Origin of the sequence: Streptomyces akebiae (assembly GCF_019599145.1) — a bacterium.
GTDB lineage: Bacteria > Actinomycetota > Actinomycetes > Streptomycetales > Streptomycetaceae > Streptomyces > Streptomyces akebiae.
This window is the reverse complement of sequence record NZ_CP080647.1, coordinates 1,026,949-1,044,124: the sequence shown is the minus strand read 5'-3', so window position 1 is coordinate 1,044,124 and position 17,176 is coordinate 1,026,949. Positions and strand designations below refer to the sequence as shown.

Annotated in this window: 19 protein-coding genes; 11 read left to right on the top strand and 8 right to left on the bottom strand. The window is 69.9% G+C overall.

The genetic code is table 11. From position 1 onward, the window contains the following. The first annotated feature begins 8 nt into the window (after nt 1–8). From K1J60_RS04600 to K1J60_RS04580, 5 genes are read left to right on the top strand one after another with little or no spacing between them, the layout of a single operon-like run. Nucleotides 9–389, top strand: a complete 381-nt coding sequence (locus K1J60_RS04600; protein WP_220645037.1) for a hypothetical protein — start codon at nt 9–11, stop codon at nt 387–389. Nucleotides 390–436: 47 nt separating this feature from the next. Beyond that, complete coding sequence (locus K1J60_RS04595) at nt 437–1,528, top strand: BMP family ABC transporter substrate-binding protein (protein WP_220645036.1); 1,092 nt, start codon at nt 437–439, stop codon at nt 1,526–1,528. 30 nt (nt 1,529–1,558) lie between these two features. Further along, on the top strand, nt 1,559–3,112 hold the full coding sequence (locus K1J60_RS04590; protein ID WP_220645035.1) for an ABC transporter ATP-binding protein: 1,554 nt from the start codon (nt 1,559–1,561) through the stop codon (nt 3,110–3,112). Next, a complete protein-coding gene (locus K1J60_RS04585) occupies nt 3,109–4,290 on the top strand; it encodes an ABC transporter permease (RefSeq protein WP_220645034.1) in 1,182 nt (393 codons plus the stop codon). The genes K1J60_RS04590 and K1J60_RS04585 overlap by 4 nt, the downstream gene beginning before the upstream one ends. Next, the gene (locus tag K1J60_RS04580; protein ID WP_259407554.1) at nt 4,287–5,201 is read left to right on the top strand and encodes an ABC transporter permease; all 915 of its coding nucleotides are present in this window, start codon (nt 4,287–4,289) and stop codon (nt 5,199–5,201) included. The genes K1J60_RS04585 and K1J60_RS04580 overlap by 4 nt, the downstream gene beginning before the upstream one ends. Before the next feature lie 135 nt (nt 5,202–5,336). Here the strand turns inward: K1J60_RS04580 and K1J60_RS04575 are convergent, their stop codons facing one another. After that, nucleotides 5,337–6,371, bottom strand: coding sequence for an aldo/keto reductase (locus tag K1J60_RS04575; RefSeq protein WP_220645033.1), 1,035 nt, complete (start codon nt 6,369–6,371; stop codon nt 5,337–5,339). Between the two features lie 187 nt (nt 6,372–6,558). Here K1J60_RS04575 and K1J60_RS04570 point away from each other — a divergent pair, with 187 nt between their 5' ends. Next, nucleotides 6,559–7,011: a VOC family protein gene (locus K1J60_RS04570; RefSeq protein ID WP_220645032.1), complete on the top strand. Its 453-nt coding sequence runs from the start codon at nt 6,559–6,561 to the stop codon at nt 7,009–7,011. Next, entirely contained in the window at nt 6,996–7,391 is a 396-nt protein-coding gene (locus K1J60_RS04565; RefSeq protein WP_259407553.1) for a nuclear transport factor 2 family protein, read from the top strand. The genes K1J60_RS04570 and K1J60_RS04565 overlap by 16 nt, the downstream gene beginning before the upstream one ends. A 248-nt stretch (nt 7,392–7,639) precedes the next feature. Here K1J60_RS04565 and K1J60_RS04560 read toward each other — a convergent pair whose 3' ends face one another. The 4 genes from K1J60_RS04560 to K1J60_RS04545 form a co-directional block, all read right to left on the bottom strand. After that, nucleotides 7,640–8,200: a flavin reductase family protein gene (locus K1J60_RS04560; RefSeq protein WP_220645030.1), complete on the bottom strand. Its 561-nt coding sequence runs from the start codon at nt 8,198–8,200 to the stop codon at nt 7,640–7,642. A 287-nt stretch (nt 8,201–8,487) separates the two neighbouring features. After that, nucleotides 8,488–9,153 carry a nicotinamide mononucleotide transporter family protein gene (locus K1J60_RS04555; protein WP_220645029.1) on the bottom strand — a complete coding sequence of 222 codons (666 nt, stop codon included), beginning with the start codon at nt 9,151–9,153 and terminating at the stop codon, nt 8,488–8,490. Nucleotides 9,154–9,372: 219 nt separating this feature from the next. Continuing rightward, complete coding sequence (locus K1J60_RS04550; protein ID WP_220645028.1) at nt 9,373–9,870, bottom strand: hypothetical protein; 498 nt, start codon at nt 9,868–9,870, stop codon at nt 9,373–9,375. Nucleotides 9,871–9,943: 73 nt separating this feature from the next. Beyond that, nucleotides 9,944–11,053, bottom strand: coding sequence for a sugar ABC transporter substrate-binding protein (locus K1J60_RS04545; protein WP_220645027.1), 1,110 nt, complete (start codon nt 11,051–11,053; stop codon nt 9,944–9,946). 255 nt (nt 11,054–11,308) lie between these two features. On the opposite strand from K1J60_RS04545, the gene K1J60_RS04540 reads away from it, so the two are divergent. The 4 genes from K1J60_RS04540 to K1J60_RS04525 are packed head-to-tail and all read left to right on the top strand — an operon-like array spanning nt 11,309 to nt 14,504. Next, on the top strand, nt 11,309–12,157 hold the full coding sequence (locus K1J60_RS04540; RefSeq protein WP_220645026.1) for a fumarylacetoacetate hydrolase family protein: 849 nt from the start codon (nt 11,309–11,311) through the stop codon (nt 12,155–12,157). Between the two features lie 27 nt (nt 12,158–12,184). Next, nucleotides 12,185–13,348 carry an amidohydrolase family protein gene (locus K1J60_RS04535; protein WP_220645025.1) on the top strand — a complete coding sequence of 388 codons (1,164 nt, stop codon included), beginning with the start codon at nt 12,185–12,187 and terminating at the stop codon, nt 13,346–13,348. 29 nt (nt 13,349–13,377) lie between these two features. Next, nucleotides 13,378–14,151 carry an HpcH/HpaI aldolase family protein gene (locus tag K1J60_RS04530; RefSeq protein WP_220645024.1) on the top strand — a complete coding sequence of 258 codons (774 nt, stop codon included), beginning with the start codon at nt 13,378–13,380 and terminating at the stop codon, nt 14,149–14,151. After that, a complete protein-coding gene (locus tag K1J60_RS04525; RefSeq protein WP_220645023.1) occupies nt 14,148–14,504 on the top strand; it encodes a cupin domain-containing protein in 357 nt (118 codons plus the stop codon). Before K1J60_RS04530 ends, K1J60_RS04525 begins: the two co-directional genes overlap by 4 nt. Nucleotides 14,505–14,648: 144 nt before the next feature. On the opposite strand, the gene K1J60_RS04520 is transcribed toward K1J60_RS04525, so the two are convergent. The 3 genes from K1J60_RS04520 to fdxA form a co-directional block, all read right to left on the bottom strand. After that, entirely contained in the window at nt 14,649–15,446 is a 798-nt protein-coding gene (locus tag K1J60_RS04520) for an IclR family transcriptional regulator (protein ID WP_220645022.1), read from the bottom strand. 236 nt (nt 15,447–15,682) lie between these two features. Continuing rightward, complete coding sequence (locus K1J60_RS04515) at nt 15,683–16,681, bottom strand: NAD(P)/FAD-dependent oxidoreductase (protein ID WP_259407552.1); 999 nt, start codon at nt 16,679–16,681, stop codon at nt 15,683–15,685. Beyond that, nucleotides 16,678–17,010 carry a ferredoxin gene (fdxA, locus tag K1J60_RS04510; RefSeq protein ID WP_383897524.1) on the bottom strand — a complete coding sequence of 111 codons (333 nt, stop codon included), beginning with the start codon at nt 17,008–17,010 and terminating at the stop codon, nt 16,678–16,680. Before fdxA ends, K1J60_RS04515 begins: the two co-directional genes overlap by 4 nt. Between the last annotated feature and the right edge of the window lie 166 nt (nt 17,011–17,176).

The following is a 17,176-nucleotide window of genomic DNA, read 5'->3' as shown; positions in this document are numbered from 1 at the left end:
ATCGAGCGGTGGCCCTCGCACATCCACTGTGCGCCAGTGAAACGGCCATCGCCGACCGGCGACTGCGCCCCACACAGAACGTCGACCCACCGTCGTCGGCCGACAGCCTCGCCCCATGGAGTGGCGGGCGCACGGGCGAAGTCCGGGGCGAACACCATCCCTGCTTCCAGGACGCGCTCATCGCGCCCTCGGAGGCCGTCCGCACCACCACCGATCTTTCGATCACATCCGCTCCTGACCGCGTCGACCCCAACCGGGTCCGAATGGCCGGGCGGATCCCGTGGTTCGTCACCACGGGCGAGGAGCCCCTCTCCCACGAGGACCGTGTCTCCTGCGCCGAACTCGACCGGGCCGTCGGCCCCGCCGACAGACCGCCACCCCCGACGTGATCACCGCCCCGAAGAGGCGGTGCCACCGAGCGAACGGAAGCACACAGATGACCACAAGAAGCATGCCCAGGCGTCGTCGGGCCGCGGCCGGCCTCGCTTTCGCGGGAGCCCTCGTGCTCTCCGGCTGCGCCGACAACGCGGCGACGGCGTCCAAAGCGACCCCTGCGGCGAACGGCGGCGGCAGCGACTCCGCCCTCAAGGAGCCCGACGTCAACGGTGACGGCAAGGTCGTCGTCGGTGTCCTCAGCCCCGGCGACATCAACGACCGCGGCTACTACCAGAGCTTCGTCGACTCGGCGGAGGCGTTCGCGAAGGAGAAGGACTGGACGATCATCAAGCGCGGCAGTGTGCCGCCGAGCGACGCGCTCACCGCGGCCCGCGCGATGTGCCAGCAGAACGTCGACATGGTCGCGCTCGGCGCGAGCGAGCTCAAGACGGCGATCCCGGCCTCCGAGGAACCGGTCTGCAGCAAGACGGTCTGGTACCTGCCGTCGTCGTCGGACACCGACGTCCACCCCCGGGTCCTGCTGTCCGCCGACGACCCCAACCAGTCCCTGCTCGCCGCCGGCTACGCCGCGGGCCTGAAGATGAAGGCGGCCGGCTACACCAAGGCCGGGTTCATCACCGGCAACAAGGCCGACTTCAGCGTCAACGCCGCCAAGGCGTTCCTGGCGGGGATCCGGGAGGTCCTCCCGAAGGCCACCATGACGAGCACCTACACCGGCGACTTCAACGACTCGGCCAAGGCCAAGGAAGCCACCCAGGCACAGATCAGCCAGGGGATCAAGGTCATCTACCCCTACCTCGGCGGAGCGACCGACGCCGCCGCGCAGATGGCGAACGAGGGCGGTGCGCTGACGCTCACGCCGGGCACCGACCGGTGCGACTCGACCAGCCCGAAGTACGACATCTCCGTGATCTTCAGCCCGGGTGACTACTTCCGCTCAGCGCTGGAGGAGTTCGCCAAGGACAACCTCAAGATGGGCACGACGCGCGTGTGGAAGCTGGGCGTCGACCCCTACCCGACCGTCAAGATCTGCCGTCCCGAGGGCGACGAGGCGCAGCGGCTGGACCGGTTCATGAAGAAGATCGGCACCGACAAGATCGATCCGGCGGCCGAGGTCGAGCGCCTCGGCTGAAGCGCCGACAGCGACGAGGAAAGATCAGCGATGACACCGACGACCTCAGCGGTTCCGATTCTCGAGCTGCGCGGCATCACGAAGTCATACGGATCCGTCAAGGCCTGCGCCGGCGTCGACCTCAGGGTCGACGCCGGCGAGATCCACGGACTCCTTGGTGAGAACGGGGCGGGCAAGTCCAGCCTCATGAAGGTCCTGCTCGGGCTGGTCCGGCGCGATGCCGGCACCGTCCTGGTGTGCGGGGAGGAGGTCGCGCTGGACAGCCCGCAGGAAGCGGCCGAGCTGGGCATCGGCATGGTGCACCAGCATTTCAGCCTCATCAACGGGTTGACCGTGTGGGAGAACGTGGCGCTCGGCGACCACGGCAAGGTGAACAAGCAGGCCATCTGCGCCGATATCGCCGAGGTCTCGGCGCGGTACGGGCTGCCCATCGACCCCGACGCACCCGTCGAGACTCTCTCGGCCGGTGAGCGGCAGCGGGTCGAGGTGGTCAAGTGCCTGCGGCGCAACCCTCAGATCCTGATCCTGGACGAGCCCACCTCGGTGCTGACCCAGGTCGAGTCGGAGGAGTTGTTCGCCGTGCTCGGCCGGGTGGTGCAGGAGGAGGGACGCGCGGTCATCCTCATCAGCCACAAGCTCGCCGAGATCGCCCAGGCCACCGACCGGGTGACGGTTCTGCGCAAGGGAAGTGTCGCCTTCCGGGCCGTCACCGCCGAGACCACTCCCCAGCTGCTCGCCCGGCAGATGGTGGGCAGGGACGTGTCCCTGGGGGAGGAGGCCGCCGCCCTCGGCCTGGTGCCGACAGGCAGGAGGCCCGAGGGGGGCGGTGGCCCCGAAGGGCAGCCGCCCGTCCTCCGCCTCGCCGGACTCACCGTCGAGCAAGGCGGGGTCAGACTCCTCGCGGACGTCGACCTGACCGTGGAGTCGGGCGAGATCGTCGCCCTCTACGGCGTCGAGGGCAACGGCCAGGCGACCCTCGGCGATGTCCTCGCAGGGTTGATCCCGCCGACCGCGGGCACCGTCGAGGTCACCGGGAGCAGGGTCGACGTGACGCGGCCGGGAGCCCTCTGCAAGGCCGGTCTCGGCATCGTGCCGGAGGACCGGCATCACAGCGGCGTCGTCCTCGACATGAGCGTCGCCGAGAACCTGACGATGAAGTCGCTCGGCAAGGTCAGCGGCCGGTTCCTGCTGAGGCGGAGCGCCATGCTCGCCGAGGCGCGCCGCCTCGCCGACGAGTTCAACATCGTCACCCCGTCGCTGGACGCACCCGTGCGCAGCCTGTCCGGCGGCAACCAGCAGCGGGTCGTCCTCGCCCGGGAACTGTCCGGTGACACCCGGGTCCTGGTGGCCGCACAGCCCACCCACGGCCTCGACATCGGTGCCATCGAGGACATGTACGCCCGGCTGCGCGCAGCGGCCGACGAGGGCGTCGGCGTGCTGCTCATCTCCACCGAATTCGAGGAAGTCATGGCCCTTGCGAGTCGGATCGCGGTGATCTCGTCCGGGCGGATCACCGGAGCACTCCCCGCCTCCGAGGCGACCCCCGAACGGCTCGGCATGCTGGTCGGCGGTGAGGCCGCATGAGTGCCGCCTCTCTGACGGATCCGGACGACCCCGGCCGACGCTTGCTCGCCCGGCTCCGGCCAGGGCGCCGTGACTGGATGACGGCGGGCCTGACACTCGCGCTCATCGGTGTCGCCGGCGGCGTGTCCGCGCTGCTGCTCACGCTGACCGGTGCCTCGCCGAGCGCTTCGCTGACCGCGATATGGACCGGGTCCCTCGCCAACGCCACCGGATGGACGACGACGCTGCTCAACACGGCGCCCCTGCTGCTGGTCGCGGTCGGTGCGTGCGTCTGCGCGACCGCCGGCACGTTCAACATCGGACAGGAGGGGCAGGTGCTCATCGGCGGCCTGGCCGGTGCCTGGGTGGGGCTGCGCCTGGCCGTGCCCGGTCCGATGCTGGTCGTCGTGGTGCTGGGCGCCGCAGCGGTCGGCGGTGCCGCCTGGGCCGCGCTCAGCGCCCTGATGCTCCGCTTCCGTGGTGTCAACGTCCCGGTGAGCACTCTGCTGATGACGTTCCTCGCCATCCAACTCGTCACCTTCGCGGTCAGCACGCCATGGGTCCTGCAGGAGAGCGTGCAGGGCGCCGGGGACATCGCCGACGCGCAGTCCAACGCCCTGCCGGCCAACGCCCAGCTCGCCGGCTTCGGGCACTACCCCTCGCTGCAGCTCAACACGGGCCTGTTCCTCGCGGTCGTCGCCGCGGTCGCGGTCGCCATGCTCCTGAGCCGCAGCCGGTGGGGCTTCAAGGTGCGCATGGTCGGTCTGAACCCGCGCACGGCCAAGCACGCCGGTGTCAGGGTGGCCGCCCTCGGCGGTCTCACCCTGGCGCTGTCCGGCGCTTTCGCGGGACTGGCCGGAGGACTGCTGCTGGCCAGCCCGGTCAGCACCAACCGGCTGCAGGCCGGGCTCTCGGACAACGTCGGCTGGGACGGCCTGCTCGTCGCGCTCGTCGCCCGCAACCGGCCCCTGGCCGCTGTCCCGGTGTCGTTCGTGTTCGCCGTGCTGCGCGCGGGCGGCGATTTCCTCTCGGCCACCGGCGTTCCGTCGTACCTCGTCGACATCGTCAAGGCGTTGCTCGTCCTCGCCTTCGTCGCACCGCCCGTCCTCGTCGACCTCTTCCACGGGCGTCGCGGCGCCACACTGCGGGCGGCGTCCGCCGTTTCCGTTGTCCCGACCAAGACGGAGGTGGCCGCGTGAGCGTTCTGGACAGCACCACGACCATTCTCGCGAGCGGTGTCCGGCTGACCGTGCCGCTGGCCTTCGCCGCCTGCGGTGAGTACCTGGCCCAGCGCGCCGGCGCGATGAACATCTCCGTCGAGGCGATGATGCTGAGCGCCGCGTTCACCTCGGTCGCCACCGCCAGTGCGACCGGCAGCGCCACCGTCGGCCTCGCGGTCGGCGTCCTGACCGGCCTCGTCGTCGGTTTCGTGCACGGCAACCTCTCCCACCGGGCCCAGATCAACACCTTCGTCGTCGGCCTCGTGCTGAACGCGCTGGTGCTCGGACTGACGAGCTACCTGATCACGATCGAGCAGTTCGCCTCGCACCAGGTCGGGGTGCTGTCGATCCCGCTGCTCCAGGACATCCCGCTCATCGGCAAGCCCCTGTTCTCCGAACGCTGGCCCGCTTACCTGCTGATTCTGCTGGTGCCGCTGACCTGGTGGTTGGTGGAGCGCAGCCGCTGGGGCCTGGAACTCCGGGCGGTGGGGGAGAACCCGCAGGCCGCCGACGTCACGGGCATCAAGGTGAACGCGCGCCGTCGGCAGGCCCTGCTGTGGTGCGGCGCGCTGGCCGGCCTGGGCGGCGCGTACCTAGCGGTCGGCGAGGTCGGATCGTTCAACCAGAACATGACCGCCGGACGCGGCTACCTCGTCATCGCCGCGGTGATCTTCGGGGCCTGGCGGCTGGGTCGGACCATGCTGGGCTGCCTGGTGTTCGGCCTCTCCGACGCGATGCGCCTGGCGCTCCCCGCGCTCGGTGTCACCCTCAACGCCCAACTGCTCGTCGCGGCCCCGTATCTGCTCGCGCTCCTCGCCATGCTGCTGTTCACCACCCAGCACCGAGAACCGGGGGCGCTGGGCCGGCCTTTCGAGCGCGGGTCGACCTGACGGCAGGATCCGAACCGATTCCCTCCGGACGCACCCGATCCCTCGGATGCACCGGATGGCGGATGCCGGCCCCGCGACAACGCGGGGCCGGCATCCGCCATGGCGCACCGGTGCGCCACCGGTGGCACACCGGGATCAGCGGCGGCGCAGCGCCGGGGTCTCCAGCGCCGGAGGCGTATGGCCGACGTCACGCGGGTTGAGCACGCTGCCCGGAGCGACGAGTTCGTCGATCCGGTCCAGCGCCTCTGCCGACAGGGGCCGGTCGACCGCGGTGAGCTGCGTCAGGAGCTGCTCGTGGGTGCGCGGGCCCATGAGCGCCGAGGTGACGCCGGGGTGGGCGAGTACGAACCGCAGTGCCAGCTCGACGAGTGTGCAGCCCTCGTCCGCGGCGAGGCGCACGAGTTCCTCGACGACCGCCAGCTTGCGCTCGCGTATCCGCTCGTCGGCGTAGTCGAAATGGTCGCCGTGGGTCCGCGCGCGTGCGTCCCGCGCCGGTTCGGCGCCGGCCCGGTACTTGCCCGTCAGCCAGCCGCCGTTCAGCGGGCTCCACACCATGACCCCCATACGGTGCCGCTGCGCGGTGGGCAGCGCGGCGGCCTCAGCGTGCCGGGCCAGCACCGAGTACGACAGCTGTTCCACGGTGAACCGCTCGCGGCCGGCGCGTCGGGCCGCCCACTGGGACTCCACGATCTCCTCGGCCGGGAAGCTGGAGGTCCCGATCGCCCGCACCTTGCCCGCCCGCACCAGGTCGCTGAGCGCACCGAGTGTCTCCTCGATGTCGGTCCGGGGATCGGGACGGTGGACGAGGTACACGTCGAGGTGGTCCGTCCGCAGCCGTCGCAGGCTGTCCTCCAGGGCACGCCTGATCCAGAGCCGGGAGTTGCCGTGCCGGTTGCGGTTGAGCGGCCTTCCGGGCATCTCGTTGTGGAATTTCGACACGACCACGACGTCGTCGCGGCGTCCCTTCAGCGCGCGGCCGAGTATCTCCTCCGACTGGCCGAAGGCGTACACGTCGGCCGTGTCGACGACGTTGACCCCGGCGTCCAGCGCCGTCGAAACGATGCGACGGCACTGCGCCTCGTCGGTGTTGCCCCAGGCCCCGAACATCATCGACCCGAGGCAGAGTTCGCTCACCTCGATACCCGTCCCACCCAGAATCCGGTAGCGCACGTCTTCTCCTCGTCCTCGCCGGCGACATCCGTCGCCGTCATGCCGCAGGCTCCCACCGCGACGGGCGCGGAACCGATGTCGCCCGGGGTCAGCGTTCCGGGCTCGGACGTTGTGTCCGCAGCACATCGACCTCCGGGTGCGCGCAGACCTAGGCTCGAGGAAAACAGCACCACTCACTGGAGGTACCGTGGCCACCGGCCTCATCTCGGCCCGCTGGACTCATGTCGCGCTGCCGACCGGCGATCTCGACAAGGCGATCGAGTTCTACACCTCGCTGACTCCCCTGGTCGTCGTCGAGCGGTTCAAGGACGCCGACGGCGAGAGCGTCTGGCTCTCGAACGACAAGCAGGCCGAGACGCCGTTCGTGCTCGTCCTGGTGTCGTTCAACAAGGACAAGGGCACCCAGCAGGGACTGCTGCACCCGTTCGCGCACATCGGCATCGAGGTGCCGGAGCGCGGGGACGTCGACGCGCTCGCGGACAGGGCCCGCGAACTGGGCTGCCTGCACTGGGAGCCCCGGCAGATGCCCGACCCCATCGGCTACATCTGCGCTCTGAAGGACCCCGACGGCAACGTCGTCGAGATCTCCCACGACCAGCGTGTCTTCGACACGGTCCGGCAGAAGTGGGGTTCGTCCTGAAGGAAACCCGCGCCGCGATCGAGGCATACCTCGCGGCGTTGAACGCACATGACGCCGACGCCGTGGCCGCCTGCGTGGCCGAGGACTTCGTCAACGACCACACCTCGTCGATGGGGCGGAGCCGCAGGGGCCGCGCCGAGTACCGTGCCGCGCTGACCGGGTTCCTGGAGGAATTCGTCGACCTGCGCTACGTGCCCGAGGGCTTCCTCGTCGACGGCGAGTCGGCCGCGGTGCCGTACGTCATGACGTTCGGTATACGCTCGGCGGGCGACCGGCCCGTACGCATCCGAGGGATCTTCGTGTTCACCGTCGCCGACGGTCTCATCACACGACGAACGGACTACTGGGACAGCGGCGAGGTGCAGCGGCAACTCGCGTGACGCCCCGGCCGAAGCGCCCGAACCGGTGCCCTGACCAGGAAGCCCGCACCACTGACACCCCGCCCGCCTTCGCGCGGACGGGGTGTTCTCGTCTTGCCGCACCGGGATGCCTGTGAGCATGACGCCCCCGGCCGCGCGGCAGGACGGTGACCCATGGGGCTGTCGCCCCATGGGTCAGGTCGACGAACGTGTCGTGAGGTCTTCGACGGGCCCGGGACGGTCGACGGTGTCGAACCCGTCCCGGGTGGTCATGACGGGTTCTTCCCGGTCGGCTGCGGTGCGGCCGGCTGCAGCGGGTTCAGCGTGTGGAACCGGCGTCCCTGGTAGGTGAGCGGCTCTCCTCCGCCGACCACCACACCGGCCACCTCGATCAGGATGATCGTGTGGTCGCCGGCCGCGAGGCGCTGGTGCACCGCACCTTCGAGCGACAGGGTGGCGCCGTCGAGCAGGGGCGCACCGAGTTCACCCGGACTGAAGTGCGCCGTGGCGAACCTGTCGACGCCGGGCGTCGCGAACGCCTGCGCCACCTGGAACTGGTCGGCCGCCAGGACGTTGACGGCCACGGACTCGGCTCGACAGAAGGCGGAGTGGACGTCGGCGGTGTCGGCCAGACAGACCGACATCAGGGGCGGGTCCATCGACACGCTGGTCACCGAGTTGGCGGTGAAGCCGTACCGCGTCCCGTCCACTTCGGCGGTGACCACACACACGGACGTGACCATCGAGGACAGTCCGTCGCGGTACGCCTGCGGGTCGTAGCCGGTGACAGGGCCTCGAGTGCCGGCCTGATCCCTCGCAGGGATGGTCATGTCAGACCTCCGCCGTCTCGGGGGCCGCGTCCGTCGCCGGAACGGGCAGGGAGGCCGACGGGAAAATGGCGCATCTCATCATGTCTTGCCTTTTGTTGAGGGTTGCTCCGACGCTAAGACGCCTCATCTCGTATGTCAATATGCCATCTCGCAATAGCTGCACCCGGATATCGCCGTCATCCGCCGACGGCGGTCAGGGTCTTTCATCGGTCGTCCCGGAACGCGGTACGGCCCGCCTGTGGGGCGGGCCGTGAGAGGTGAATCAGTGTGAGACGTGCGCTGCTCGGTTACCGCGACGCTCCCTCGGAAGCGTGCGCACCGGGCAGTTCCGGAGCGGGCCGCGGTCCACCGCGGGAGCGCAGCCACCAGTCGCGCATGCCCCACAGGACGAGTGCCCCGTAGATGACGTAGACGAAGCCGGAGAAGGCGTAGCCGTTGGCGAAGGTCAGCGGGACGCCGACCATGTCGACCAGCAGCCAGGCGATCCAGAACTCGACCATGCCGCGCGCCTGGGCGTACATCGCGACCACCGTGCCGACGAAGATGTAGGCGTCCGGCCAGGGGTCCCAGGACAGGGTCGGGTAGGCCTTGAACAGCAGGGCCACCGCGACCGTGCAGACGGCGACGGCGCCGAGCATCGCCGCCCGCTCGCGCCAGGTGGCGAATCGCGGGGTGATCTGGCCGTGTTCGGACCGGCCCTTGTCGCGGTTCCACCGCCACCAGCCGTACAGGGCCACAGTCATGACGACGGCCTGCTTGCCGGCGCTGCCGGTCAGATGGCCGAAGAAAGCCCCGAAGAGGATGAGGCCGGACAGGAACTGGACCGGCCAGGTCCACAGGGAGCGGCGCCAGCCGAGGGCGAGGGCGGCCAGGCCGAGGATGTTGCCGATCATGTCCGACCACAGAATGTGCTGGCCGAACAGGACGAACGCCTCGGAGTTCAGCCCGTTCACCGGACGACCAGGCCGGTGGGCGACGAGTGGAGCGCGAGCCCGCCGTCCGGCAGGTCGTCGAATATGTGATTCCGGTAGCGGTCCATGCGGCACAGCTTCGGGCCTGCATGCCCGTATTGTCTAGGCTCAAACCCAATGAGACCGAAATCAAAGAGACGGGTGTGGCGCCGTAGGCCGGTGATGCGGTGGCCGGGTGAGCGCGTTCGGCGCGTCGGCGGTTCAGGTGGTCCAGTACACCGTCCGATGCTGTCCGGAGAGCGCGCCGAGGGCCTCGGGGTCCATCGGCTCCACGGCCTCGGGGGCGTTGCCCCTCATGCGCAGCGCGCCCTGCTGGACCGGCAGGAACTCCGTGTTGATCTCCCGGACCAGGGCCGCCGACATCATGTCCGCGCGGACGCAGAACGTGTAGTCCTTGCGGTCCCGGCTGATCTTGACGCCGAAGGTGCGCAGGGGTAGCCGCTCGGGGTCCACGCGCTCGTACTGGACATGGAACTCCGGCGGGGTGGCCGCCAGCTCGGGCTGCAACACGTACAGGTTCGAGTGAGCCAGGTGCCGGCAGAACTCGTCCAAGTCCCACAGCAGCGTGGGGTGCGCGTGCTGGGCGAGGAGCAGATGGTCGCTGCGGATGCCGTCCGGCGCGGGGGTCCAGCGGGCCTGCACGAGGCGTGAGTCCGGCAGTGCGTCAGCTATCTGCCAGAAGGTTCTGAATCTGGGCATGTGCCCAAGAATGCGCTGATGGGTACCGTGTGTCCAGTGTCGGGCAGTGGCCGCAGACACCCCCCCTCAGGACCTACTTCGTCAGGCCCGCCGCCGTGCACTCGGCGGCGAGTCGGGGCGTGCATATATCGGACGGTTCGTACATGCCGTCCCTGATGACCGTCTCCGCGATGTTGTCCTTCGTCAGGGCGACCACCGGCACGAGATGTGAGGGGATGCCCTTGCGGGTGGGGCCGTCGACCCTGTCGCCCGTGAGGGCGTCGAACTCTATGTCTCTGCTCAGGGCCTTCGCCACGGCCATCTCCGCGGCGGTCTCGGCTTCCTGCGCGTACGGCTTGTACACGCTCATGTACTGCTCGCCGGTGACGATCCGCCGCACCGCCGAGAGCTCGGCGTCCTGACCCGTGATCGGCGGAAGGTCGGTGACGCCCGCGGCCTTGAGCGCTTTGACGACGCCGCCCGCCAGGCCGTCGTTGGCGGCGTAGACGGCCTTGATGTCGTTCTGGCCGAGTTCGTCGATCGCCTCGGCCATGTTCTTCTCGGCGTTCTGCGGCTTCCAGTCCTCGGTGTCGAACGACCTGGCGATCGTCACCTTCCCGTCGAGCACGAGGAGCGCGCCCGCCTTGAACTGCTGGGCGTTCGGGTCGGTGGGCGAGCCGTTCATCATGACGATCTGGTCGGAGACGTCACCGTCCTCGCCCAGGGCCCGCAGCAGGGAGCGGCCCTGCGCCTCGCCGACGAGCCCGTTGTCGAAGGTGATGTACGCGTCGATCGGTCCCTCGGCCAACCGGTCGTACGCGATGACCGCGATACCGGCTTCCCTGGCCTTCCTCACTCCGCCGGCGATGGCGTGCGTGTCGACGGGGTCGAGCAGGATCACGTCGACGTGGTCGTTGATCATCTGCTGCAGCTGTCGTGCCTGCTCGCCCGCGTCGGCCTCGGCGTTGGCGTACTCGACCCGACCCTTGCCGCTGGTGAGGGACTCGACCTTCGCTTTGATGATCGGATAGTGGAACTGCTCGTACTGGGGGTTCGACTTCTCCGGCAACAGCAGCCCCACGGTGATGTCGTCGCCTCTCGTCGGGCTCGCGTCGCCGCTGTTCCCCGTCGCGTCGAGCCCGCCGCAGCCGGTGAGCGGAACGGTGAGCGTGGTGGTGGCTACGGCCATGGCGATACGACGCATCGGCAACTCACTTCAGGCGTGATCCGGGCGTGGGCGCTTTTGTCGCGGCCCACCTGACTGACGGTCGACACGGAGGCGCGCTCGGCGTCGAGCGGCGCAACTCTACGGGATAAGAGATGGCATCTTGCAATATGTAAACAGCTGTGCCGTCGCATCGGCCCCGGCTCCTGTCCGGGGCGAGGTGTCCGACCTGCCCGGAACCCGCCTCTCCGTATCGCTTGACACGATGCCATCTCGCATTGAAAGATGCCCGCCATGCGAGTAGTGACGACGGACGCCGGCCTGGGCCGACTGGAGGACGGGGCTGTCGCCCTGTTGGACACGGCTTTTCCGCACGTCGGAGCGGTCCTCGAACAGGAGGGTTCGCTGCGGTGCCTGGCGTCGTGCGCGGTACGTCGGCGCATCCCCCTCGAAGAGGCCACGCTCGTGGCCCCACTGGGCCGCCCCCGCGCGGTATGGGGCGTCGGGCTCAACTACGTGTCGAAAGCGGCCCGCACCGGACGCGGACTGCCCGAGCAGCCGATCCTCTACCTGGCCGCCTCGTCCGGTGTGCCGGCACCCGGTGCCCGGGTGGTGATCCCGCAGTCCGTGACGGAACCCGACTACGAGGGCGAGATCGCGGTGGTCGTCGGGCGCCGCCTGTACCGGGCGACCGAGTCCGAGGTCTGGCCCGCGATCGCCGGTGTCACCGCGGCCAACGACATGACGGCCCGCGACATCATGCGCGCCACCGGCACACCCGCCCTCGCCAAGAGCCACCCGGGCTTCACACCGCTCGGCCCGTCGGTCCGCACTCCTGAGGATTTCGCCGACCGTGACGCGATCCGCGTACGGACCCGGGTCAACGGCGAGCTCGTGCAGGACGACACGAGCGACGGGATGATCTTCCCGGTTCCCGATCTGCTCAGCCGGCTGTCGTGGTTCACCGCGCTCGAACCCGGCGACATCGTCCTCACCGGAACCCCGGCCGGCACCGGCCAGGACCGCGCGTGCTTCCTCGCCGACGGCGACGAGGTACGCGTCGAGGTGGACGGCGTGCTGCCCCTCGTCACCCGCATCGTGCGTCCCACGGACGCCTCCCAGCCGACCGAACCGGTCAGCTGACCGTTCCCCACCCTGGAGCACACCTCGATGTCCATCTCCTCCCAGCCGTCGTACGACCTCGTCCTGGCCGGCGGCACCGTCATCGACCCGGCGTCGGACACCCACGCCCGGCTCGACGTGGCGGTCACCGGTGACCGCATCGCCGCGATCGGGGAGGGCCTGTCAGCGAACGCGGCCCGCACGATCGACGTCACCGGCTCGACCGTGCTGCCGGGCCTCGTCGAGGGCCACACCCACATCTTCCAGTACGTCTCCGCCGTCGGCGCCCCCGCCGAGGAGGCACATCTGCGGCGCGGCGTGGTCGCCGCGGCGGATGCCGGTACGGCCGGCGCCTCGACGTTCGCGGCCTTCCGCAAGCTGGTGGTCGAGGCCAACCCGCTGCGCATCGTCAACTTCCTCAACGTCTCGGTGCTCGGCCTGATCGACTTCAGGTTCGGCGAGCTGCTGAACCCCGACACCCTGGTCCCCGAGGACGCGCTCGCGACCGCCGAGGCCCACCCCGACATCGTCCGCGGCTTCAAGATCCGTCTCTCCGAGGACGTCGTCGGCGAGAACTGGGAGTCGCTGTTGAAGAAGTCCGTGGCACTGGCCGAACAGGCCGATCTGCCGCTGATGCTGCACATCGGCGAGACCTCGGAGCCGCTGCCCGTCGTCCTGGACCATCTGCGCCCCGGCGACATCGTGGCGCACTGCTACACCGGCAAGCCGTACGGCATCCTCGACGGCGACCACGTCCAGCCCGCTGTCAACGCCGCCCGTGAGCGCGGCGTCCTGTTCGACTCCGCCCACGGCAAGAGCAACCTCAGCTTCGAGGTGGCACGCCGGGCGATCGCCGACGGATTCCTGCCCGACGTCCTCAGCTCCGACACCAGCGCCCGCAACTGGCGCGGGCCGGTGTTCGACCTGCTCACCAGCATCTCCAAGCTGGTCGCGCTCGGCGCGCCGCTGGAGGAGTGCGTCCGGCGGGCCACCGTCGCGCCGGCCCGGCTGCTCGGGCTCGACGCCGAGGGCTACGGGCGCCTGGAGGTCGGCGGGCGGGCCGACGTCACGGTCGTCGACTGGACCGACGAGGTCACCCTGCCCGACGCCGCCGGCAACACGATCGTCGCGCCGCGTCTGGAGCCCACCGTGGTGCTGCACGCCGGCGAGGAGGTCGACGTCGTGCCGTGGCGGGGTCTGAAGCCGGCGTGACGCGCGCTCGCACATCCCGGGAGGACTCCATGAGCGTCGGCGACGTCCATCTGCTGCGGCGCCGGCTGCGCACGGCCCTGACGGCGGGGCGACCCGCCGTCGGCACGTTCGTCAAGCTGGCCTCGCCCGACGTGGTGGAACTGGCCGAGGCGGCCGGGTACGCGTTCGTGGTCGTCGACCTCGAACACTCCACCCTCACCGAGCGGGACGCCGTCGGCCTGGTGCGCCACGCCGACGTGTGCGGGCTGCCTGCCCTGGTCCGCGTGCCCGAGGTGGACGCCGCCGCCATCAACCGGCTCCTGGAGGCCGGGGCGGCGGGGATCCAGCTCTCCATGCTCACGCGCCTCGCCCAGACCGAGGCACTCCTGGGGGCGACCCGGTTCGCTCCGGCCGGCCGCCGGTCCGTCAGCCTGGCCAACCGGGCCGCTCGGTTCGGCGCGGCCCCGCTGGCCGGGTTCCTGCGCGCCGAGCGGGACGACCCGCCGGTACTGGTGGGGCAGATCGAGACGGCGCGGACGGATCCGCTGCCGGACCTGGTCGCCTCTCTCGACGTGTGCTTCGTCGGCAGCACCGACCTCGCGGTCGACCTCGGCCTGCCGGCGGACCCGGCAGTGCTGGGTGCCGCCGTGGAGCGGGTGAGGGACGCCGCCCGCGCCGCCGGAGTGGCGTTCGGCGGCTGGGCACCGAGCCGGAACGCCGCGTCGGACCTGGGACTCGGTGACGCCGACTACCTGGTCGTCGGCTCGGACCTGCAGATGTTGGCGGCCGGCCTGCGGGCGGCCGCCGGAGAGGAGAACCAGTGAGCACACGCAACGCGGCCCTGTTCCACACGGTCGTCAACTGGGACGAGATGCCGGTGACCCAGGTACGGCCGGGGGTCCGTCGGCGCGTCTACGCGACGGACGAGGTGATGATCTGCCACCACGAGCTGGAGATCGGCATGACCCTCAACCCGCACCGCCACGAGGACTTCGACCAGCTGGTCCATATCGCAGAGGGGCGCGCGAACTACTACGTGGACGGTGTCGCACACGACATGCGTGCCGGATCGTTCCTGTTGGTCCCCCGTGGCAGCGAGCACTACGTGGAGCCGACTCAGGCCCCCTGCGTGAACATCGACTTCTTCGTTCCGCCGCGGGCCGACCTGCTGCCCTGAACGGCGGACCGGGAGCGCTGGGTCATGCGCGTCCGCCACTCACCTGACGCCCCGCTCACGGGGAAGAATGCCACCGCCCACGCGCAGGAACGAAAGAGGGCCCACCGCCGAGGCGGTGGGCCCTTCGGTGTCGCCGCAATCAGGTCAGCCGCCGTTGGGCGCGTCCTCCGAGGTGCCCAGCCGCTGCGACAGCGCGCGGGCGGTCTCCACCAGCGCCTGGGCCATCGGCGACTGGACGTCGTCGGGAACGGTCGCCGTCGTGCCGACGATGGCGAGTGTCCCGCTGATCTTGTCGCCCTCGAAGATCGGCGCCGCGACGGTGCGCACCCCGTTGATGGTGGGGGAGTTGACCGACAGTCCGTGCTTGCGGATGGCCTCGAGCTCCTCGGTGAGTTCGGCCGACTTGCGTACCGAGCGCGGCAGCGTGGGTACCTGCTCCGGCGGCAGGAACGCGAGGAAGACACGCCCCTGTGCCGAGGCCGTGAGGTTCAGTCGCGAGCCGACCCGGACGCTGATGCGCACCATGTGGTCGGTGTTGTCCACCGAGCGCACCACGGTCGCCGACTCGCCGTCCCAGACCGACAGCACGATCGTCTCGTCGATGCGCCGGACCAGTTCCTCCATGTACGGCTCGGCGGCGGCGACGATCGGAAGGCCGGCCCGCGCCGCCGTGGCGAGCGTCAGCACCTGGGGCCCGAGGGAGTACAGCGACGTGCGCTCGTCGTACCGCAGCAGGTTCGCAGCCCGCAGCGCCTTCGTGTACCGGTGCGCGGTCGCCTTGCTCGCACCGAGACGCGCGGTGATCTCGTTGAGGCTCATGTGCGGCTTGCCGACCGTGAACGAGCCGAGGATCAGGGCCGCACGCTGCACCGTCTGGATCGTGGGCGCGGTCCTGTCCGGACCGTCCTGCTCGCCGGTGCCGTCCTGTGCCTTCGTGGCCATGGAATTCTCGCTCCTGTCCGTGCCCGGTCAATGGTATGAACGTCAAATGAAACGCCATCTTGAATGAAGCAATGGTAAGGGTCGTTTCAAGGTGGATGAAAGAGCGCGGACGCGCGTCCAACGGGCCGTGGGGCGAGCGGAACCCTGTCGCCGCACCTCAGTCGTGGAGATGAGCGTGAGCCTGCCGGGTCGACGCCGTCAGGCTCACGCTCACCGCGCCGCCCGGCGCGGCGACCTCACGCGTCCGAGGAGTGCCCCGGTGTGATCGAGCGTGCCGGATCGAGCAGGGTGGCGATGTGGTTGACGGCCAGGGCCGCCTCGCCGAAGCCGATGGAGATGAGGCTGACCTTGCCGTCGTGATCGGCGATGTCGCCGGCCGCGAAGACGCGCTCCCGGTTGGTGCGCATCGTGCGGTCGACGAGGATGCGTCTGCGGCGAAGCTCCAGTCCCCACCGCTCGATCGGGCCGAGGTCGGCGATAAAGCCGAGCGCGGCCACGACGGACTGGGCGGGCAGGGTGACCCGGTCGCCGTCGGAGCACGCGACCACGACCTCCGAGACGGCCCCTTCACCGGAGACCTTCTCGACCTCGTACGGCGTCAGCACCCGCACCGAGGAGGCGTGCACCTGCTCGACGCTGCGCTCGTGGGCCCGGAACCGCGTGCGCCGGTGCACCAGCGTCACCGACGAGGCGATCGGCTCCAGGGACAGCGCCCAGTCCAGCGCGGAGTCACCGCCGCCGACCACCACGACGTCCTGTCCGGAGAGTTCGTTCAACCGCGGTACGAAGTACCGCAGCCCCCGGCCCAGGTACTCGGAGCCCACCGGGAGCTCGCGGGGGATGAAGTTGCCGATCCCGCCGCAGACGAGCACCGCCCCCGCGGTGATCCGCGCGCCGGCGTCGGTGGTGGCGACGATGCCCCCGTCCGTGTCGTCGAGCTGGGTGACTCCGTGCCCGAGCAGATAGGTGGGGTTCCACCGCCAGGCCTGCTCGGCCAGCCGGTCCACCAGGTCCTGACCTCGGACAGCGGGGAAGCCGGCCACGTCGTAGATGAGCTTCTCCGGGTACAACGCGGCGATCTGGCCGCCCACCGCGGGCAGGGCGTCGGCGACCGCGACGCTCATGCCGCGGAAGCCGGCGTAGTACGCGGCGTAGAGCCCTGTGGGGCCGGCGCCGATGATGAGCAGGTCGACGGTGACCTCGGAGCAGGCGCCCGTGGTCACTACGCCGGTCACGCGCCCACCTCCGGGTGGTCGTGACCGACCCGGCCGACCTTGCGGGCCCCACCGGGCGACCCGAGCGGTTCGGCGCCGAGGGTGAAGAACTCGGCGTTGACGCGCTCGAACTGCTTGCTCTCCTCCGGCAGGTCCTCGTGGTGGAAGATCGATATCTGCGGGCAGACGGGTTCACAGCGCCCGCACTCGACGCATTCGTCGGGCTGGATGTAGAGCATCCGATCGCCCTCGTAGATGCAGTCGGCCGGGCACTCCTCCATGCAGGACTTGTCCATGACGTCGACGCAAGCCTGAGTGATGACGTACGGCACGAGCTTGTTGCCCTTCACACGGTCGCACAGAATGCGAGACGGTGTATTTCAATGTGGAACAGGATGATGGTCACGTCCGGGTGCGGGTGTCAACCGTCCGGTGAATGCTTGACAGTGTGGGCGCGCTGGGGGAGGGTGATGCGACATACGAGACGGCGTCTCACGAGGCGCCGCTCGGGTCGGG